16 protein-coding genes are annotated in these 19,696 nt (G+C 53.8%); 8 read left to right on the plus strand and 8 right to left on the minus strand.

Going from position 1 to position 19,696, the window contains the following annotated elements:
* Nucleotides 1-19: 19 nt before the first annotated feature.
* The 6 genes from ACTZWX_RS15060 to ACTZWX_RS15085 are packed head-to-tail and all read left to right on the plus strand — an operon-like array spanning nucleotide 20 to nucleotide 6,089.
* Nucleotides 20-394, plus strand: a complete 375-nt coding sequence (locus tag ACTZWX_RS15060; protein ID WP_444714638.1) for a capsular biosynthesis protein — start codon at nucleotides 20-22, stop codon at nucleotides 392-394.
* Entirely contained in the window at nucleotides 394-2,001 is a 1,608-nt protein-coding gene (locus ACTZWX_RS15065; RefSeq protein ID WP_444714639.1) for a capsular biosynthesis protein, read from the plus strand. The genes ACTZWX_RS15060 and ACTZWX_RS15065 overlap by 1 nt, the downstream gene beginning before the upstream one ends.
* The gene (locus tag ACTZWX_RS15070; RefSeq protein WP_444714640.1) at nucleotides 1,998-2,738 is read left to right on the plus strand and encodes a glycosyltransferase family 2 protein; all 741 of its coding nucleotides are present in this window, start codon (nucleotides 1,998-2,000) and stop codon (nucleotides 2,736-2,738) included. Before ACTZWX_RS15065 ends, ACTZWX_RS15070 begins: the two co-directional genes overlap by 4 nt.
* Nucleotides 2,735-3,742, plus strand: coding sequence for a WavE lipopolysaccharide synthesis family protein (locus ACTZWX_RS15075; protein WP_444714641.1), 1,008 nt, complete (start codon nucleotides 2,735-2,737; stop codon nucleotides 3,740-3,742). The genes ACTZWX_RS15070 and ACTZWX_RS15075 overlap by 4 nt, the downstream gene beginning before the upstream one ends.
* Entirely contained in the window at nucleotides 3,739-4,986 is a 1,248-nt protein-coding gene (locus ACTZWX_RS15080; RefSeq protein WP_444714642.1) for an O-antigen ligase family protein, read from the plus strand. Before ACTZWX_RS15075 ends, ACTZWX_RS15080 begins: the two co-directional genes overlap by 4 nt.
* Nucleotides 4,983-6,089, plus strand: coding sequence for a glycosyltransferase family 4 protein (locus tag ACTZWX_RS15085; RefSeq protein ID WP_444714643.1), 1,107 nt, complete (start codon nucleotides 4,983-4,985; stop codon nucleotides 6,087-6,089). Before ACTZWX_RS15080 ends, ACTZWX_RS15085 begins: the two co-directional genes overlap by 4 nt.
* Here ACTZWX_RS15085 and ACTZWX_RS15090 read toward each other — a convergent pair.
* From ACTZWX_RS15090 to glnE, 3 genes are all read right to left on the minus strand, one after another.
* Nucleotides 6,079-6,780, minus strand: coding sequence for a 3-deoxy-D-manno-octulosonic acid kinase (locus tag ACTZWX_RS15090; RefSeq protein ID WP_444714644.1), 702 nt, complete (start codon nucleotides 6,778-6,780; stop codon nucleotides 6,079-6,081). The two genes, ACTZWX_RS15085 and ACTZWX_RS15090, sit on opposite strands and share 11 nt — an antisense overlap.
* Nucleotides 6,781-6,901: 121 nt before the next feature.
* Complete coding sequence (locus ACTZWX_RS15095; RefSeq protein ID WP_072678366.1) at nucleotides 6,902-7,825, minus strand: branched-chain amino acid transaminase; 924 nt, start codon at nucleotides 7,823-7,825, stop codon at nucleotides 6,902-6,904.
* 77 nt (nucleotides 7,826-7,902) lie between these two features.
* Entirely contained in the window at nucleotides 7,903-10,809 is a 2,907-nt protein-coding gene (glnE, locus tag ACTZWX_RS15100) for a bifunctional [glutamate--ammonia ligase]-adenylyl-L-tyrosine phosphorylase/[glutamate--ammonia-ligase] adenylyltransferase (RefSeq protein ID WP_444714645.1), read from the minus strand.
* Between the two features lie 80 nt (nucleotides 10,810-10,889).
* On the opposite strand from glnE, the gene ACTZWX_RS15105 reads away from it, so the two are divergent.
* Nucleotides 10,890-12,059 carry a potassium channel family protein gene (locus tag ACTZWX_RS15105; RefSeq protein ID WP_444714646.1) on the plus strand — a complete coding sequence of 390 codons (1,170 nt, stop codon included), beginning with the start codon at nucleotides 10,890-10,892 and terminating at the stop codon, nucleotides 12,057-12,059.
* An 8-nt stretch (nucleotides 12,060-12,067) separates the two neighbouring features.
* Nucleotides 12,068-13,423, plus strand: a complete 1,356-nt coding sequence (mgtE, locus tag ACTZWX_RS15110; protein ID WP_444714647.1) for a magnesium transporter — start codon at nucleotides 12,068-12,070, stop codon at nucleotides 13,421-13,423.
* On the opposite strand, the gene ACTZWX_RS15115 is transcribed toward mgtE, so the two are convergent.
* The 5 genes from ACTZWX_RS15115 to typA all read right to left on the minus strand — a co-directional run bounded on the left by ACTZWX_RS15115 (nucleotide 13,416) and on the right by typA (nucleotide 19,358).
* On the minus strand, nucleotides 13,416-14,279 hold the full coding sequence (locus ACTZWX_RS15115; RefSeq protein ID WP_444714648.1) for a CYTH domain-containing protein: 864 nt from the start codon (nucleotides 14,277-14,279) through the stop codon (nucleotides 13,416-13,418). The two genes, mgtE and ACTZWX_RS15115, sit on opposite strands and share 8 nt — an antisense overlap.
* Before the next feature lie 92 nt (nucleotides 14,280-14,371).
* Nucleotides 14,372-15,337 (minus strand): porin, encoded by a 966-nt coding sequence (locus ACTZWX_RS15120; RefSeq protein ID WP_444714649.1) that lies wholly within the window; start codon nucleotides 15,335-15,337, stop codon nucleotides 14,372-14,374.
* A 492-nt stretch (nucleotides 15,338-15,829) separates the two neighbouring features.
* A complete protein-coding gene (dtd, locus tag ACTZWX_RS15125; protein WP_444714650.1) occupies nucleotides 15,830-16,285 on the minus strand; it encodes a D-aminoacyl-tRNA deacylase in 456 nt (151 codons plus the stop codon).
* Between the two features lie 106 nt (nucleotides 16,286-16,391).
* On the minus strand, nucleotides 16,392-17,354 hold the full coding sequence (gene pip, locus ACTZWX_RS15130) for a prolyl aminopeptidase (protein ID WP_444714651.1): 963 nt from the start codon (nucleotides 17,352-17,354) through the stop codon (nucleotides 16,392-16,394).
* A gap of 192 nt (nucleotides 17,355-17,546) precedes the next feature.
* Complete coding sequence (gene typA, locus ACTZWX_RS15135) at nucleotides 17,547-19,358, minus strand: translational GTPase TypA (RefSeq protein ID WP_072678372.1); 1,812 nt, start codon at nucleotides 19,356-19,358, stop codon at nucleotides 17,547-17,549.
* Between the last annotated feature and the right edge of the window lie 338 nt (nucleotides 19,359-19,696).

Here is a 19,696-nt window from a genome sequence, read left to right on the forward strand (position 1 = left end):
CGGTTTCGAGGCTATTGTAATGAAAAAATTGATTGTCGATCTCGACGGGACCATCACGAAGGGTGACACATCCGATTACCGGAACGTATCACCGAACCTGGACGTAATCGATAGGCTTCGCTTTTATAAAGAACTCGGTTACGAGGTGATTATTCAGACAGCTCGAAATATGAGAACGTTCGAAGGTAACGTGGGGAAGATCAACATACATACGCTACCGATCGTGACGGAATGGTTGGATCGTCACGATGTGCCTTATGACGAAATTCATGTAGGCAAGCCCTGGTGCGGTTTTGAAGGGTTCTATATTGACGACCGCGCAATACGTCCGTCAGAGTTCACCCGCCTGACTCCGGAAGAAATCAAGGCGCTCATCGAACAGGAAAAGCACTGATGTTCCTGATAATGTCTGCGGCCTATATAACCCAAGAGCTTCGATCAGAATTCGGAGCACTGCCTCCCAGCTTCCTGCCTCTGGGCAACCGGCGGCTTTTCCAACATCAGGTGCGCCTCGCACCAGAGAACACTCCCGTGTTTCTTACCGTTCCTGAGTCGTTCAAGATTTCGTACTTTGACCAGGCATGGCTTGACCAAAATAAAATCACTATTATCCCGCTCCCAGACGGCCTCAGCCTTGGGGCTTCTTTGGTTGCAGCGCTGAACCTGATTGAACAAGGGCTTGAGACACCTCTGCATGTGCTCTTCGGTGACACGCTGGTTGATCCACTGCCTCACGGGGATGATCTGGTTGCAGTGGCCAATGTTGAAGACAACTACGACTGGGCAATCGTAACGGAAAATGACGACAACTGGCTCACCAGCTGCCAAAACACCCCTGTACAACAGGAACATGAGGTTGTCACCGGATACTTCAAGTTTAGTAGCCCGCGACAATTGATCAGATGTATCACCCAGTCCAACTGGCAGTTTCTCGAGGGGTTAGGCCGATATCGAAAAGCAGTTGGCCTCAGCACTAGCAAAGTTCCTAACTGGCTGGATTTCGGGCATGCAAACACTTATTACCGATCTAAATCGGCACACACGACCCAGAGGGTCTTTAACCACCTCAAGATAACACCTGACTGGATCGAAAAATCTGGTAACCACGGTGACAAGATTGAAGCAGAGGCAAACTGGTTTGAGAGCCTCCCCCAAATGGTTCGCCGTTTCACGCCCCAGTATCTTGGCCGACCGGAAAACACAGAGAGCGGAGCCTACCGGCTCGAATACCTGCACCATACCGCACTCAACGAGCTTTTTGTCTTTGCAGATGTCCCTGCGCTTTTGTGGAAGAAAATCTTTAAAGAATGCCTGAACTTCCTTACCACCTGCGTTTCACATCCAAAGCCTGAAAAGGATACCCCCACATCCGACTTGAACACACTTTTTACCGTCAAAACGGAAACCAGATTGCGGACCTTTTGTGAAGACCGAGGATTATCTGCCGATAATCTGTTTACATACCGCCCCCAGGGATCGAGTGGTCGCAAACGGAAGTTATCTATTAATGACCTTGTTCGAGGCAGCCAGGCGAATCTCCCAAAGCATGACGTACACACCACGCTCATCCACGGCGACTTTTGCTTCAGCAATATCCTTTACGAGTTCAGAACCAATCGAATCAAAGTCATTGACCCCAGAGGAATGACCCCTGATGGAACAATCAGCGCTTATGGAGACATTCGCTATGACCTGGCCAAACTCAGCCACTCCATTCTGGGAATGTATGACTGGATAATCGCGGGCTATCACAACACCTGTTTGAGCGGAAATGACATATCGATCACACTACCGGAATCAGCGAAGCACCACGACGTTCAACAGCTTTTCCTGGGAATGCTAGACTCACGGTTTTCCATAACACACTCCGAACTCTACGCCATGCAGGTACAGCTGTTTTTGTCTATGCTGCCGCTGCATGCAGATGACCCTAATCGACAGAATGCCCTGTTTGCCAATGCCTTCAGGCTTTACGACTTGATGGAGCGACACTCGCAATGATTGTAATTCCAATGGCAGGCCTCAGCTCTCGATTTTTCAAAGCGGGTTACGACAAGCCTAAATACATGCTCGAAGCCCACGGACAAACCCTTTTCGATCACTCCGTCCTGAGCTTCAAAAAATATTTTGACTCTGAGACATTTCTTTTCGTAATCCGCGACGTTCACGACACTCTGAATTTCGTCACTGATAGGGTTAAAGCCTTGGGTATCAAGAGCTACCAAATTGTTACTCTTGATGAAGAAACTCGAGGACAGGCTGAAACGGTTTATCTCGCGCTAAAACAGTCCAAGAATACCAATCAGTCCCTGACGATCTTCAATATTGATACATTTCGACCCAACTTTACTTTTCCAGCTGAAAGTAAAAAAGGGAGCGGGTATTTAGAGGTATTCCAAGGACCAGGAGACCATTGGTCCTTTGTTGAACCGAATTTATCAGAGAATGGACGGGTGCGCAGAACAACAGAAAAAGTCCGCATTTCTGACCTTTGCAGCACCGGACTGTATCACTATTCAAACCGCCAGGATTTTATCGACGCTTTCGAGTTATACAGCCAAATGCCCAAAAGTCAGTGGGCCAAGGGAGAGCTTTATATTGCGCCGCTGTATAATCTGACCATCAAACAGGGAAAGAATGTTTATTACCATTTGATCAACGGAGACGATGTCATCTTCTGCGGCACGCCGTCAGAGTATCAGGAATTTGCGACCTCCAGACCAAATACACAATCATGATTAACCACAAAGATATTACCGTTGTCGTGCAAGGACCTGTCCAAACGTTCCAGGACAGAGCCCAGGAGCCAGGGATCACAAAAAAATGTCTCGAATCGGTTCGCTCGCAGCTCCCAGGAAGCCGCATTATCCTCTCTACTTGGCCATCCCAAGACTTGAGTGGATTGGACTATGACGAGCTGGTGATTTCAGAAGACCCAGGACCCAACGTAAGATTTCTAAAGTCGGACGGCAATCCTCAGTATTTCAATAACAATCGCCAAATTGTATCGACTCGTGAAGGATTAAAAAAGGTAACCACTCGCTATGCGATAAAGCTTCGAAGCGACAATTTCCTCACCGGAAACTCCTTCATAGAACTTCAGCAAAAGTATCCCAAGCGGAGTAAATCTCATTGTTTGCTGGATGAACGGGTTGTTGTCGCTAACGTATTCACACGGCAATATGCGAAAGGCTTCCGCGTACCATTTCATCTATCCGACTTTTTCTACTTTGGCCTGAAGAAAGACCTGTTAGCGCTTTGGGATTTGGAGTTATTTCCTGATGCCACGGACTACGAAACTGACAGAGAGAACGTGCTATTCGACGGATTCGCAACTGATTGTACTCAAGCGTTCTGGGTTCGAGCCCTTCAGAAGTTTGACTCCTCGATCTACATCAATGGTCTCCTGGACAACAGCCCAGAAAACCTTGAAATATCCGAGCAGTGTTTCGCCAACAACTTGGTAATAGCCTCCCCTGCCGAGCTCGGTTTGGGGCTTTGCCAGAAGTTTCTAGGAACCGCCCGAATCTCACGTACCAAAGGGCAATGCGCCCAGTGGCAACACTGGGAATGGCAAGAGATTTATCGCTGTTACTGTGCCCCGGATTTCCCTAAAGCACCAGCTTCAGTGAAGGCAAACCTGTTTCTGAAACGCTTGGTCCATGTGCATCCTGTCAAGCTGGAGACCCTCGTCAAGCTCTACAAAAACAGACACAGCAGTAAGTCAGGCGGCATCAAATGACCCCAGCTCAACCTGGCCTGGCATCCGCCCTCAAATATTTACTGCTTATCGTCATTGGCACCTTCCCTGCACTCAGCGTCATCGTTGATGGGTACGGCAGTGCCCTTTGGTACTTTTTGGGGCTCGCCGGAATCGCCTCATTTGCGATCAGCGCCAACGTTCGCAGGAGACTTTGCTTTGAACCAAAGGCCCTGCTATTCGTTGCCACACCGTTTCTCTTCTTTGTGTGGTCAATCATTATTTACTGGCTCGTTGATCCCAGCGATTTCGCGAAATCCCGTGTGGAGCGACACGCCCTGCTATTGATCAGCATTCCTGTCATCGCACTCCTGTTTCATGCGCGGTTCCGGGCAAAAGATCTGTTACTGAGTTTTTCCCTGAGCGGTCTGGTGTTTCTGGCGTATTGGATCGTGCACGACGGCGCGGGCAGGTTAGATGGACTGGTTCATGCCATCCATTTTGGCAATATCGCCCTTGTTACCTTGATACTCTGCGTTGGGGGATTACTCACCCAGAGCAAGCGTCACTGGTATGTGATAGCCGCGATGGGAAGTGTTGGTGCACTGATAGCCTTTATGGAGTCCGGATCCCGGGGCGGCCTGGTTGCTTTGTTTCTGGCGCTCCTCGCTGTTGGGTTCTGGTTCAGCGTTACTCGAAACCAAATTCGCTACTTCGTCATTACGCTCGCGCTCGTCGCGTCTGCTGCCATCGTCTCAGTCAAGTATGTTGACCCTATCTCCGAACGATATGAGCTAACCCTGAGTGAGCTGGATAAATTTTCAGAAGGTCAGTTGTACACCTCCATGGGAATGCGCTTGCTCATGTGGGATGCAGCATTGAATGTGATTACCGAGGCACCTGTTATTGGTTCGGGTTTCTCTGGATACCGAACCGAAATCCTTACCCGGATTTCAGAAGGGCATCTAAAACCACTCATGTCCGATTTTTCTTCCGAGCCTCACAATCAATACCTGTATCAGCTTGCATCTCACGGCCTAATAGGTCTGTTTCTTTTGCTATTAATGCTGACTCTTCCCTTGTTCTACTTGACCACACCTCGCCCTGGCAGCCATCGGAACCACCATATTCTGCGTGTGACACTGGCTGTGATTTTTCTATCCTTCATCTTCTTTGGGCTTACAATCACCCTGTTTGATCAGAGGAGAGTTATTCAGAACTATGGTTTGTATTATGCCGTTGCTGCGTGGTTCATCTGTAACACTCACAGGAAGAGTCTAAATTGAAAGCCGTCATCGCTATCAGACAAATTCAGCGGTACACGGGTGCTGTTCGGAATGTTATTGAACACTGCCAGTACCTCAAGGCGTTGGGCTATGACATTACGGTCATCGCAGAACGCTATAACCGAAAAATCCTGGATGAATGTGGAGCAGATTTCGTTCGCATCATGCGATGGCCAATCAAAGGAGTCTATCGCAGAACCTGGTTTGATAAGCGAGTACAACGCTGGTTAAGAGCAAACCCTTTCGACCTCTTTTTCAGTCATGGTGACAGCCACAGCAACGACATCCTGGTGATGCACAACTGTGTCAGGTTGCATGAAGAAAAATGCGGCACTCCGGAGCTTGATGTAGCAGCCTTCCACGACTCCGTTATCTCCGCTGGAGATTACCGGGTACTCATCACCAACTCCAAACTTATGGCCGATGATTTCCATCGCCGATATTCAGTACCCGAAGAGAAGCTACGTGTTTTCTACCAGGGCGTTGATACCAGTCTGTTCAATACATCGGGCAAAGATGAACTACGGAGGATAGCTCGCCGAGAGTTGCAGATCCCGGAAACCTCCACGGTTGTTGGGCTGATCACGTCCGGAGACTTTACCAAGCGAAACGTTCACTTCTTTCTGGAGATCGCCGGATTTCTCACAGCAAACACATCTTTGCCGATTGAATTCCTTGTCGTGGGAAAATCAGACAGTACTCGTTTTGCCGAACAAATATCTGCACACGACTTGCAGTTCCGGATTCGATTTATTGACCCGGTACCAAACGTTCACGAATTGTTTCATGCCTTGGATTTACACATCTTCCCCGCCTTACTGGAAGAGTATGGCCGTGTAGTCCTGGAGGGATTGGCTTGTGGAGTACCGACGATCGCAAGTGACAACGTCGGCGTAGCTGAGTTGATGCGGGACCACTCAGTGCCAGAAGTAATAAGCGGATACAACCTGGAGGACTGGGGGAAAACCGCGCAAAACATTCTGACAGACCCCGTCGCCAGCAAGCGGGCCAGTCAGGCGGCGGCAAGTCTTGCCCAAACGTATTCAATGGTGAATCAAAAACACGCTATGGAGGATCTCTTGAGTTCTCTCATTACACGTTAGTGGAGACGTTGTACCCCTCAAGGAAAAACTGCCATTGGCGCTCCAGTCCGTCACCATAAGCCTTGCTCAGGGAACGCTTCAACCGACCTACAGTATTGCCTTTCCAGGAGGTGCGGTACAGTGATAGAGGAGCTCGAAGCTCACCTTTATCAAAATCGATCAGGTGGATTGAGGCCTCTCCGACCAGAATATTGAAACAGTTCAAATCCGCGTGATACACACCCGCATCATGGAATTGGCGAATCACTTGCCCGATTTCGCGCCAACGGTGTTTGTCCAGGGCTAGAGCAACATCCCCTAATGGGCGAACACCGTGAAGGCGTTCGATGATAATGGCCGAGGAATAAAACAATCTCCTGCGCTGGTACATAACAGCTACAGGCTCAGGTACAGGCAGTCCCAAAACACGAAGCTGGATTAACAGCCGGAATTCAGCAAACGAGCGAACGTGCGCCTCGCCTGCGTAAAGGTACCGGTCATGTATCAGCTTTCCAACCAGTCCTCCCCGACGATAATGACGAAGAACCCAATGTTCAGGGCTGCGCTCAATAAACCAGGCACTCCCACGCCCACCCGATGATACCGGCACGGCGCCCTCACCCCAGTAACCAGGGTCAAACCAATCAGGGTCGAACTGTTTTGCCCACTCAGGCACCACCAATGCGTTGATGCCGTCGCGTTCTATGTGCACTTCCGTATCTGAGCCCACCACTGAACCTCTCAGAAGGTCATTCACCAACAACACTAATAAAAAAGCCGCCCCACGGGAAACTTCAGGGCGGCTCCTTTAGTGATCGAAAACTCTTTACTGGTTAGCGAACTGCCGTCAGCCACTCCTGATGCGCAGCCAACTTCCCCTTAACCGCATCAAAATACATACTCTGCAGCTTTTCGGTAATCGGCCCGCGCTTGCCTTCACCAATCTGGCGGCCATCCAGCTCGCGGATGGGCAGTACTTCGGCGGCGGTGCCGGTGAAGAAGGCTTCTTCGGCCACGTAAACTTCGTCACGGGTGATGCGGCGCTCTTTCACCTGCAGGCCCAGATCTTTGGCGAAGTCGATGATGGTGGCTCGGGTGATGCCTTCCAGGCAGGAGGTCAGCTCCGGAGTGTGGAGTACACCGTCACGCACGATGAAGATGTTCTCGCCGGAACCTTCAGCCACGTAGCCTTCGTTATCCAGCAGCAGAGCTTCTTCAGCGCCGCCGGATATGGCTTCGTTCAGGGCCAGCATGGAGTTGATGTAGTTACCGTTGGCCTTCGCCTTACACATGGTGATATTCACATGGTGGCGGGTGTAAGAGGAGGTGCGCACCTTGATGCCCAGCTCTTTGGCTTCCGGCGACATGTAAGACGGCCAGCTCCAGGCGGCAACCATTACGTGCACTTTCAGGTTATCGGCGCGCAGGCCCATGCCTTCGGAGCCCAGAAACGCCATGGGGCGCAGGTAGGCTTCGTCCAGGTTGTTTTCACGCACCGCTGCACGCTGGGCTTCGTTGATCTCATCCTTGCTGAACGGCATCTTCATGTTCAGGATATGAGCAGAACGGAACAGGCGGTCGGTGTGCTCTTTCAGGCGAAAAATCGCCGGGCCGTTCGCGGTGTTGTACGCACGCACGCCTTCAAAACAGCCCAGGCCGTAATGCAGGGTGTGGGTGAGGACGTGGGTCTTGGCATCACGCCAGGGAACCATTTCTCCGTCCAGCCAGATAACGCCATCGCGGTCAGCCATCGACATTCTGTTCTGCTCCTAAAAAAAGCGGTTTTCGGGGAATCGGCATTCTAGCAGGATTCTCCGCCGGAATTGAATGTTGCTTAACCGGCGAGCATCACTTTTTCCCACATGGATCGTATGTAAGCCCGCTCATCGGGAAAGGCGTCTCCCTCCACCTGGCTGTTCAGGTTCTGCAGCGCCCGCCGATGGATGGTGGATCTCAGGGTTATGAACACCTCCCTGAGCTTTTCAGTATCCTCCACCGCCATCACACCGGCACGGCCCAGCTCTTCCATCTGCCGGATGTTGTCACTCCACTGGGTCAGCTCAGGATGCTCTCCGCTCCAGGCCAGCATCAGGTATTGCACCAGGAACTCGATGTCAACAATGCCGCCGTTGTCGTGCTTGATGTGGAACACCTCTGCCCGCCTGGCCTCGGGCGTACCAAGATTGCCACGCATTTTTTCCCGCATATCCACCACTTCGTTGCGCAGTGCCCGCTTATCTCGTGGCTGGCAAAGAATGTTATGGCGAATGGCTTCAAAGGCTTTCAGGGTATCCGGGCAGCCGGCCACCCCACGGGCCCGGGCCAGAGCCTGATGCTCCCAGGTCCAGGCATCATTCCGCTGGTATTTCTCAAAGGCCTGCAAGGTGCTGACCAGCAACCCGGAATTGCCCGAAGGGCGCAGCCGCATATCCACTTCGTACAACTGGCCGGACGGGGTCTGGGTGCTGAGGATGTGGACAATGCGCTGGCCGAGGCGGGTATAGAACACAGCATTGTCGATGGGCTTGTCGCCGTCAGTGGCCAGTTCAGGGTCTGCCTGGTGCACAAAAACCAGATCCAGATCTGAGGTGTAACCCAACTCGATGCCGCCGAGCTTGCCATAGCCAATGATGGCGAAGTCGGTATCACAGGCGGAGCCATCAGCCCGGCGCGGATAGCCGTGCCGGCTCACCAGGTTTGCGAACGCCACGTCCACCACGTGGTCCAGCACCACTTCGGCTATCCAGGTGAGGTAATCACTCACTTTCATCAACGGCAGGGTGCCTTTGATCTCAGAGGCAGCCACCCGCAGCACATGGGCCTTTTTGAAATACCGCAGCGATTCCATCTGCTCTTCCAGGTCTTCATAGGGAATCCGCAGCATTTGCTGGCGCAGGTCATCCTGCAATTCTTCCTTGGCCGGAGGGGTATACAGACTTTCCGTGTTCAGCAGTTCGTCCAGCAACAGCGGAGTTTCCGCCAGCAGGCTCGCAATCCAGGGGCTGTCGCTGCACAGGCGTACCAGTTGGGTCAGGGCTCCGGGGTTCTCCAGCAACAACACCATATACGCGGTGCGGCGAAGAATGGCTTCAACAAGCTGTAGCACTCGCTCCAGTGTTTCTGAAGGATTCTCTACATCGGTCAGGGCACTCAGCAGCAATGGCATGAATTCATTCAGGCGCCGGCGCCCCTGGGTTTGCAGGGTTTGCACTGTGCGGCTGTCACGCAGGTCGGTCAGTTTCTGGCAGCTGTCTTCGGGGCGTTCGAATCCCTGCTCCGCCAGCCATTCCGCAGCAGCGGGCGCCTCCATTTCTGCCAGCCAGAGCTCGAACCAGCCATCCTCGATGCCAACATCGCCTTCCTGCTCGTCTTCATCCGACGCAATGATGTTGGAAAAATGCGTGGCCACCCGCTCGCGATGATCATTCAGTGATTGCAGGCAGTCCGACCAGTCTGCATACCCCATAATCCGGGCGACCCGGGCCTGTGACAGGGCATCGCCTGGCAGCTCCTGGGTTTGCTTGTCTTCCATGCCCTGCAGGGCATGCTCGAGATTCCTCAGGAACACATAGGCATCCCGTAGCTCCCGGACCACGGCAGAGGGCAGCAACTCCAGCTCCTCCAGCTCTTTCAGGATTACCTGCAATTCCCGCTGCTGGAGTTCCCGGTCGCGGCCGCCCCGAATCAGCTGGAACGCCTGCACAACGAATTCAATTTCACGGATGCCACCGCTGCCCAGCTTGATGTTGTTTTCAAGCCCCTTGCGGCGCACTTCCCGGCTGATCATGGCCTTCATGTTTCTCAGCGACTCAAAGGCGCTGAAATCAATGTACTTTCGGTACACAAAAGGCCGCAGGCTGGCCATCAGCACTTCCCCGGCCCGCTGGTCGCCCGCCACTACCCGGGCCTTGACCATGGCATAGCGTTCCCAGTCTCTGCCCTGATCCTGATAATAGGTCTCCAGCGCGGCAAAGCTCAGGGCCAGGGCGCCGCTCTGGCCATAGGGGCGCAAGCGCATATCCACCCGGAACACGAAACCGTCGGCGGTGATCTGGTCCAGCGCCTGTATCAGCTTCTGGCCAAGGCGGATAAAGAACTGCTGGTTATCCAGGGCCCGCCGGCCTCCCCGGGTCTCGCCCTTGCCCGGGAAGGCAAAGATAAGGTCAATGTCGGAGGAGACATTCAGTTCGCGGCCACCGAGTTTGCCCATGCCCAGCACCACCATTCTCTGGGGAGCCTCCTCGCCGGTTACCGGGTCTCGGCCCCAGGGCGTGCCGGATTCCTCGCAGGCCTGCTCGTACAGCCAGTCCAGCGCCCCATCAATACAGGTATCGGCAAAGGCGCTGGTGGCCGAAATGGTTTCCTGAAGATCGGCCCACTTCAGCAAATCTCGCCAGATAATCCGGAACTGAACTTCACGCCGGAATTGCCTGAGGGCTGCATGCAGAGCCGGTTCAGAGTCGACAGAGTCTCGAAAACAAGCCCAACGCTCCACCAGCCAGGCTTCGGTGGTGGGTTCCTGCAATGGCCTGGCCCGCACCGCTGAGCGAACCTGCTCCGGGTGCCGCTCAAGGGTTTGCCGCAGGAACAGGCTCCGGGCAAAGGCTTCGGCAATATCCGCGTCAGAGAGGCCCGCCTCATTGGCCAACCAGCCCGGAGTTTCATCCGGGAATATCGATGCCCAGCATCCCGACACATCGTTGACCAAATCCGCCGGCAATGAACCCCAAGGCTCAGACATAACGCAAACCCCTGTCTCTCTGATATATTTCCGGTACTGTATAACGAACTCGCCAAGGACTGAACAGGCACGCCAACTCTATGATGCGCAATCGCCGCCCGCTGAATCCGGAACATGCCCAGTCTCACCTGCCCATGGGTAGCCTTATCCTCAGTCGCATGCGTAGACTGTTTTTCGTCCTGGGTAGCCTGCTGGTCGCCCAAATCCTGATTATCTGGGCGGCGGAGCCGCTTTCACTGTTTGAAGCCACATGGATGACCATGACCACTCTAGTTACCGTGGGCTACGGCGATTTCGCCCCGGAAACCACCATCGGCCGCCTGAGCACCATCCTGCTGATGTTTATCAGTGCCATCACCCTGCTGACACTGATTGTCAGCGATTATATTGAATACCGGTTCTACCGCCGTGAACGAATCCTGACCGGACGCTGGATTTACAACATGAAAGATCACATCGTAATCATCAACACCCCACGCAGTGGCGGCAAGCAATACTTTATGCGCTTTGCCTCCCAGATCCGCTCGGTACCCGAATACCATACGGTACCCATCATGCTGCTGACCCGGCAGTTTCCGGGGGGGTTACCTGCAGAACTCTCCGATTGCGGAATGGTGCACTTCCACGGTTCGGGAAACGATCCGGAGGCCCTGAAAGCGGTCCATGCCGGCAGCGCGAAACACATCATTGTGCTCGCCGCAGACGAATCCGATCCGTTCTCGGACAGCCTGACCTTCGATATCGCCCACAGGTTGGTAGAATCCAACCTGGGCGGGCGAACCACGGTGGAATGCGTGAGCGATCACAACCGTGACCGGTTCAAAGCCCTTGGGGTGCGCACTACCATCCGTCCGGTCCGCACCTACCCTGAGATCATGGTTCGCTCCGTGGTGGCACCAGGTTCCGAGAAGGTGCTGGAGGACATGTTCAATTACGAACGCGACCACCCCCACCGTTATGACCTGGAACTGGACGACCTTATCTGGGCAGACATTGTCAGCGCTCTTGTGCGGCATGGTATTGGTACGGCCCTGGCCTACATCGACCACGACAACGAAGTGATCTGCCACCCGGAAACAAACAAGGAAGTCGAAGGCAAAGGGTTGATTGTATTGGTCCGGTCAACCGACACGCCAGAGGTGGCAGTGGTTGAGGAAGCGTTGGACCGGTATCGGGAATTTCTCAAACAGTGGCGAGAACTGCACAAGGACAACGAGCAGAAAGCCGAAACAAGCGACCCGGAAGAGTAAGGTCAGCAATGTCTTACCTGGACTCCGAATTCTATCAGCCCCTATTTGAGGCCATCGCCACAGACGACCAGGCGCAGATTCAGGCGGCAGCGGCCACGTTCAATGCCGCCGACCTCGCGGAGTTTGTTGAGGAAAACCCGGACAACGAGGAAGGCGTTCGCCTGCTTAGGGCCCTGACAACAGAGCAAAGCGCCAAAGTCTTCGGGTATATCGGCCCCAACACCCAAACGTTGATCGCGGAGCTCTTGCCCACCCGAGACCTGGCGGAGCTGGTAACCGCCATGCCCTCCGATGAACGGGCCGACTTCTTCAACCTGCTGGATGAGAACCGTCAACACACCCTGTTCCAATCCCTCGCCAGCAAGGAACGCGAAGACCTTAGGCGCCTGGCAAGCTTTGAGGAAGGCACCGCCGGCGCCCTGATGAGCTCGGAATACGCGGTGATCAGCACCGGCATGTCGGCCAGCGCGGCCATTAACCTGCTCCGAAACACCGCGCCGGATAAAGAGACCATTTACCAGGCCTACGTGATCGACAATCAGCACAAACTGGTGGGGGCTGTCTCCCTTCGGAACCTGATTACCGCCATGCCTGGCACGCCCGTAGACGACCTGATTGCCACTGGTCTCGTGACCGCCAGCACCGACACCCCTCAGGAAGAAGTGGCCCGACTGATATCACGCTACGACTTGCTGGCACTGCCAATTCTGGATCACGACGACCGGCTGGTGGGCATTGTCACCTACGATGACGCCATGGATGTTGCCGAAGAAGAAGCCACCGAAGACATTCACAAAGGCGCCACGGTCGGCAAGCTCGAAACCAGTCTGAGAGACGCAACACCGTTCTCTCTTTATCGATCCCGGGTTCAGTGGCTGGTAATTCTGGTGTTTGCCAATATATTCACCGGCGCGGGCATAGCCTACTTTGAGGAGATTATTTCCGAGCACATTGCCCTGCTGTTCTTCATGCCCCTGCTGGTGGCCAGTGCCGGTAACGCCGGGGCGCAGTCCGCCACGCTGATGGTACGGGGTATGGCCACCGGCGATGTCACGGTAGCCGACTGGGGCAAACTGCTAGGCAAAGAAACCCTGGTAGCCAGTGCTCTTGGCATTACCATGGCCATTGCGGTGATGGCGGTTGGCTTTCTGCGGGCAGGGCCGGAAATTGCATTTGTGGTAGCGGTCACCATGATCGCCGTGGTGATGGTGGGCAGCCTGATCGGCATGCTGCTGCCTTTCCTGCTGGACAAGCTGAAGTTTGACCCGGCAACGGCCAGTACCCCGCTGATTACCACCATTGCCGATGTTAGTGGTGTGCTGATTTACTTCAGCGTGGCCACGGCCCTGCTCGGACTCAGTTAGTGGCAGACGCTGCCAATGCCAACTGAAGCGCTCCAAGACGGGGCGCTTTATCTATCAGCTCTGGCAAAGCGTATTGGCCTATTATTGGCTGAATTTCATCCCACAGCGCTTGCACTCCCGCTTGTATAGCCGCGTTTTTTACCCTCAGCAGAGCAGGCTCTGGACAGTTTAGCGGTTTTTGCAGAAGCCAACTGAGACTGAGTTGTTGGAGAAACTCCGTGACAGACAACTCGCCAGGGTGCGGGTCCAGTTCCGGCCGATAGATTCCGGCCAGGTAGTATCCCTGCTCGGCTTTGCTCACCAGGTTCAGAAACACTGGCACTTCATCTGCCAACATCCGGGCCCAGGACATCAGTGCTGCTGGGTTTCCGGATTTCAGCTCGAACTCCACTTCGTGGAGCGCTCGAGACTTCCCGCCGCCCATAATCTCGCCGGAGTCTGCCGCCACTTCAACAACCGCATCCGCGGTTTCCAGCATGACCACCTGACGGTTGAAGTTGGTTTCGAAAGCCACTTGGAGTTTCTGTAGATCCAGCAGTTGTTTCAAGGGCGTACTTTCGAGCAGCGACAGATCCAGCTCAGGCCCCGGCAGCGACCACTCCCACTCCTGCCGGCGATGGGCGCCATCTACAAATTCGCCCTGGGTTTTCAGAGTCTGAATGTAGCGATTTCCGGATTGCCTTACACGAAGTGCCGCCCTGGCCCTGTTGAGCGCTGCGTCCGGCGTGTCGTAGTAGCGATTCGCCAGGAGTTTTTGACCACCAGGCTTGGCCTCAGGCTGCGCAAGCAACCACTCCAGGGCTTGCGCCTGCGCCCGTTTCGATAGGGTCAGCTTGATTTCAAGTTCGACGGCCATGACAGACTCCAAGAAAACGGGCTCCTAAAAATACAAAAACCGGTGACCTGAGTCACCGGTTTTTGAGACTACTTGATTAGCTGGTTAGCTGATCAGAAGTAGTAAACAGCACCGATAGCGGCGATGGACTTCTCGTCACCAGCGCCCGGCTCACCGGCAATATCGTAGATTTCTTCGTCGGCATTGCTCAGATAGCCTTCAAAGTATACGTACATGTGATCGGACAGGTTATGCAAAGCTTGCAGCGTAATGGTGTCGTTCTTGTCACCAGAGTCCAAATCTCTAAGCTGGTAAGACAGTGCGAATTGGTTCGCGCCCAGAGTGTAAACGCCCATCACACCAAAGGTGTCTGCAATGTCCTTACGGGTCTCGAACTGACCGGTCAGGCGCAGGTTGTCGAGGTTATAGCTGGCACGCAGACCGTAGGAGTTTTCGTTGTTGCCATCACCGTTGTCATTTGAGTCAACTGCAAAGGCCAGTTCCAGTGCATCAACGTTGTACATCGCCGCCAGCTGGTACGGGTATGATTTCTTGCCAGTACCCTTGGTGTCGTTGTCACCGTTGACTTGAACCGCAGCGCCCAGTGTCAGCCCACCAAAGCTCGGGGACAGATACTGAACCAGGTCGCCTTCGCCAGTGCTGTAGTTGTTGGAAATGTCAGAACCGATCTCGTAAAATTCCCCAATCTCGTCAACCGCACTCTCGTAGATAGAATCGTCAGAACCTACCCAAAGTTGACCGAAGCTGTCACCTTTTACACCAATGTAAGCCTCGTCCAGCGTCGCAGACGTCTCTTTGTCTTTGTCATCGGCATCAAAGCCATCAAGCTCAAGCTTGAAAAAACCGGTTATTCCTGGAGCGATTTCGTGGTCATGCACTACGCCCAGCGTTGAGCCATTGTCGAAGTGCTCAATCTTTGAGCCGGCACCATCGACATTCTCATGGGAGATAGCGTACTGAATATTACCGTAAACAGTCGGCAGGTTGCTTTCCTGGGCCAGAGCAGCGCCAGAGAAAGTTGCAGCTGCGATAGCAGAAGCAAGGATAGTTTTTTTCATGTTGCGTCTTCCTTTTTGAGTTAACTCAGGTTTTCGACGGGTTCTAAACCCCGATTTTTGCTGGCAAAAACAGTCTTCACTGCACTTGCCGGACTCCTGATCGCCTCCCGTTTGTATCCTGCGGGGCACGACATTTTTTCTTTTTATGAGACCCAATCGACTAGACTGAGCCTTTACATCTCAACCACTTAACAGCTTTTCTTAAAGCTCTTAGTGATGAACCTGTTTTAATACAAAGGATGTATTTTTGCAAATTTTTAGTAGCCGGTTTTTAGCCTTTTTGGTGCCTGCAAGGCAACCCTTTATGTCCAAAAGTTCTTCCGCTTTTCGGTGGGCACATCACTCAAATTCGAGGCCAGAACTATTTTTTCTTTTCCGAAACAACCGGTTAAATACAACCAACCTGCATCATGGCAACTTTGGCGAATCGTATATCCCACAAACCAGCACCACAAGCGCGCACTCAAACGCTGGATGCAACATTTCAGGGCATTAATGTTTCCGGGCAACCTCCAACAAGAAAGTGACCGGCCCGTCATTGGTCAGGGACACTTTCATATCGGCACCGAACTCTCCCTCCTCCACACGCTCACGCCCCATCTGTTTACGAGCACTCAAAAGGAACTCGCAATACAATGAATCCGCCAGCTCTGGTGCAGCGGCCAGGGAAAAACCCGGACGCGTACCTGAGCTGGTGTCAGCCGCAAGCGTAAACTGAGGAACAACAAGGATTGAGCCACCCGCATCCTGAACGTTAACATTCATACGGCCTTGTTCATCCGGAAAAACCCGGTAGGAGAGAATTTTTCGGCACAGTTCCTTTGCCTCATGGGGTGTGTCATCCCTCTCAACGCCCAGCAGCAACAGAAGCCCATTGCCAATGCTGGCAATTTTCCGGCCGTCAACCGTTACGCTGGCTTCTGATACTCGCTGGATAAGTCCTTTCATTCAATCCCTTGAGCAGCAACTTTGAGGGTTAAAAATCAGAAACGTCGAGAGTGTATCGGCGCGCAACACCGGCCGCAACCCCTCAAATCAAGAAAAGACAATCCAGTCACCCGGCGGGCGAGTCAGTTTGTGACACCACATCCTCAACAGCCCGAATCAGTGCATCGACAATGGCAGGCTCAGACGCGGAGTGCCCCGCATCGCGGATAATGCGAAGGTCTGCTTCCGGCCAGGCCTGGCTCAGCGCCAGAGCGTTATCCAGCGGGCACACCATATCGTAGCGGCCGTGGACGATCACAGCGGGTATGCCTGAAAGCCTCGCGGCATTGTGCACGATCTGGTCTGGCGTCAAAAACGCCTGATTCACAAAGTAGTGGCATTCAATTCGCGCCAGAGCAATCGCTACATGGGGGTGCGCGAAACGCTCAACCACCCGAGGGTTGGGATGCAGGGTAGCGCAACGTCCTTCCCAGACTGACCAGGCCTTTGCTGCCTGAATCTGCTCCAGCTCGTTGGAACTGGTCAGCCTGCGGTAATAAGCCGACACCAGATCCTCGCGCTCAGTTTCAGGGATTGGCGAGACGAAATCCTGCCAGTAATCCGGAAACACCCGGCTGGCGCCTTCCTGATAAAACCAGTGGATGTCTTGGGGCCGGCACAGAAAAATCCCCCGGAGCACCAGCCCGGAGACCCGCTCCGGGTAGGTCTGAGCATACACCAGGCTTAACGTTGAGCCCCAACTGCCACCGAACAGCAACCAGCGATCAACACCCAGAAACTGGCGAACGGTTTCCATGTCCTCCACCAACTTGTCGGTGCTATTGCCTTCCAGCTCCGCCAACGGGGTGGAGCGTCCCGCTCCACGCTGGTCCATCAGAATGATGCGGAAGCGTTCGGCATCGAAATATCGCCGGTGATTATCCTCACATCCGCCACCGGGACCGCCATGAACCACCAACACAGGGATACCCTCCGGGTTGCCGGATTCTTCAAGGTAAAGCTCGTGGGGCTCTTCCACCGTCAGGTGATGACGGGCGTAAGGCTGGATTTCGGGATACAGGCTCAGCATGACGAACTCCGTTTCAGGGATAACGGTAGTCTAGCTGAGATTAGCGAAGGGAATCACGGTAACGCTTGAGGAAACACGAAAAACCAAAACAAAGAATATCAGCCACGGACAACGCGGACGTTCACGGACGAATGAGCAGTTCTTTCCTTAAAGTGTCCGTGTGCGTCCGTGTTGTCCGTGGCATAAAGTCTTTTACTTCTTACCGGCGCGCTTACGCTCGTTCTCGGTCAGCAGTTTCTTGCGCAGACGGATCGACTTGGGCGTTACCTCTACCAGTTCGTCGTCATCAATGAACTCCAGCGCCTGCTCCAGGGTGAACTTGATGGGCGGTACCAGGCCGATCACTTCGTCTTTACCAGAGGCACGCATGTTGTCCAGCTTCTTGCCCTTGGTGGGGTTAACCACCAGGTCGTTGTCACGGCTGTGAATACCACACAGCTGGCCTTCATAGATCTCTTGGCCCGGGTCGAGGAACAGCTTGCCACGGCTCTGCAGGGTTTCCAGCGAGTAGGTCAGCGCTGTGCCCGTGGCCATGGAGACAATCACACCATTCTGGCGGCTGGTTACGTCACCCAGTTTGATCGGGCCGTAGTGGCTGAAGGTGGACGTCAGTATGCCAGTACCAGAGGTCATGGTCAGGAAGGTGTTCCGGAAACCAATCAGGCCACGGGCGGGAATGGTGTATTCCAGGCGGATACGACCCTTGCCATCCGGGATCATGTTGGTCATGTCGCCCTTGCGCAGTCCCATCTGTTCCATAATGGAACCCTGGTGCTGCTCTTCAATGTCAATGATCACGTTTTCGTACGGCTCCTGCTTGACGCCGTCGATCTCCTTGATTACGACCTCCGGGCGGCCCACGGCCAGCTCGAAGTTCTCACGGCGCATGTTCTCGATCAATACGGACAAGTGCAGCTCACCCCGGCCGGAGACCTTGAACTTGTCAGCAGAGTCACCTTCTTCTACCCGCAGCGCCACGTTGTGCAGCAGTTCTTTTTCCAGACGTTCCTTGATGTTACGGCTGGTCACGTACTTGCCTTCTTTACCGGCAAACGGTGAATCGTTGACCTGGAAGGTCATGGATACCGTGGGTTCGTCAACGGTCAGCGCCGGCAGGGCCTCAACATTGGCGGGATCGCATAAGGTATCAGAGATGTACAGCTGATCCAGACCACTCACGCACACAATGTCGCCAGCCTGGGCCTCTTCCACTTCCACGCGCTGCAGGCCGGAGTGGCCCATGATCTTCAGGATACGGCCATTACGCTTCTTGCCATCGGCACCAACAGCCACCACCGGAGTGTTGGTTCTGACCTTGCCACGCATAATGCGGCCGATACCGATCACGCCCAGGAAGCTGTTGTAGTCCAACTGGGAGATCTGCATCTGGAATGGGCCGTCCAGGTCTACGGAGGGCGCGGGCACGTGGTCGACAATCGCCTGGAATACGGCGTCCATGTTGTCGTCCAGGTTTTCGTGCTCCATGCCGGCAATGCCGTTCAGGGCGCTGGCGTAAACAATCGGGAAGTCCAACTGCTCGTCAGTGGCGCCCAGGTTATCAAACAGATCAAACACCTGGTCCACCACCCAATCCGGGCGCGCACCCGGGCGGTCAATCTTGTTCACTACCACAATCGGGCGCAGGCCAGCGGCAAACGCCTTCTGGGTTACAAAACGGGTTTGCGGCATGGGGCCGTCAATGGAATCCACCACCAACAGCACGCTGTCTACCATGCTCATGACTCGCTCAACTTCGCCACCAAAATCCGCGTGCCCCGGGGTGTCCACGATGTTGATGTCGTAGTCTTTCCATTTCAGCGCGGTATTCTTCGCCAGAATGGTGATGCCACGCTCTTTTTCCTGGTCGTTGGAGTCCATAACGCGCTCGTTTTCGAGCTCTTTACGGTCCAAAGTTCCAGACTGGCGCAACAATTGGTCAACCAGGGTGGTTTTACCGTGGTCAACGTGGGCAATAATGGCAACGTTTCTAAGCTTATCAATCACAACGGGTATCCTGCAGAATTTAGCGGCGAGCAGTATATAGAAAAGTCCATGTCGATAATATGAAGAATAGTGCCTAATATGTAACCAATCGACTAATGCACCGTTATCAGGCAGGATAATAATCAATGCACCAATAAAGTGCACACGTTCAGTGCAACCAATGCCTGTAAGCTGCACTCCGGTGCGCCAGAATCGCCCCAAAGCCTTGCCGCTGCGCTGTTCTGGCGCAAAAACGAAAAACTGGCAAGCCCCTTGCTTATCGTTGAGCAGCCGTAATTGAAAGGTAAGAGCCAACAGCTTCTGTTAAGCTGCCCTGACCTGAAAAAGATCGGGCTTTA

This window comes from Marinobacter sp. NSM, assembly GCF_052380025.1.
Classification (GTDB): Bacteria; Pseudomonadota; Gammaproteobacteria; order Pseudomonadales; family Oleiphilaceae; genus Marinobacter.

Coding starts and splice junctions, on each gene's coding strand:
- pip (WP_444714651.1), bottom strand. CDS start 17,354: ATGCTGAGCCTGTATCCCGAAATCCAGCCTTACGCCCGTCATCACCTG.
- mgtE (WP_444714647.1), top strand. CDS start 12,068: ATGTCTTACCTGGACTCCGAATTCTATCAGCCCCTATTTGAGGCCATC.
- ACTZWX_RS15065 (WP_444714639.1), top strand. CDS start 394: ATGTTCCTGATAATGTCTGCGGCCTATATAACCCAAGAGCTTCGATCA.
- dtd (WP_444714650.1), bottom strand. CDS start 16,285: ATGAAAGGACTTATCCAGCGAGTATCAGAAGCCAGCGTAACGGTTGAC.
- ACTZWX_RS15060 (WP_444714638.1), top strand. CDS start 20: ATGAAAAAATTGATTGTCGATCTCGACGGGACCATCACGAAGGGTGAC.
- ACTZWX_RS15070 (WP_444714640.1), top strand. CDS start 1,998: ATGATTGTAATTCCAATGGCAGGCCTCAGCTCTCGATTTTTCAAAGCG.
- ACTZWX_RS15105 (WP_444714646.1), top strand. CDS start 10,890: ATGATGCGCAATCGCCGCCCGCTGAATCCGGAACATGCCCAGTCTCAC.
- ACTZWX_RS15075 (WP_444714641.1), top strand. CDS start 2,735: ATGATTAACCACAAAGATATTACCGTTGTCGTGCAAGGACCTGTCCAA.
- glnE (WP_444714645.1), bottom strand. CDS start 10,809: ATGTCTGAGCCTTGGGGTTCATTGCCGGCGGATTTGGTCAACGATGTG.
- ACTZWX_RS15115 (WP_444714648.1), bottom strand. CDS start 14,279: ATGGCCGTCGAACTTGAAATCAAGCTGACCCTATCGAAACGGGCGCAG.
- ACTZWX_RS15120 (WP_444714649.1), bottom strand. CDS start 15,337: ATGAAAAAAACTATCCTTGCTTCTGCTATCGCAGCTGCAACTTTCTCT.
- ACTZWX_RS15080 (WP_444714642.1), top strand. CDS start 3,739: ATGACCCCAGCTCAACCTGGCCTGGCATCCGCCCTCAAATATTTACTG.
- ACTZWX_RS15095 (WP_072678366.1), bottom strand. CDS start 7,825: ATGTCGATGGCTGACCGCGATGGCGTTATCTGGCTGGACGGAGAAATG.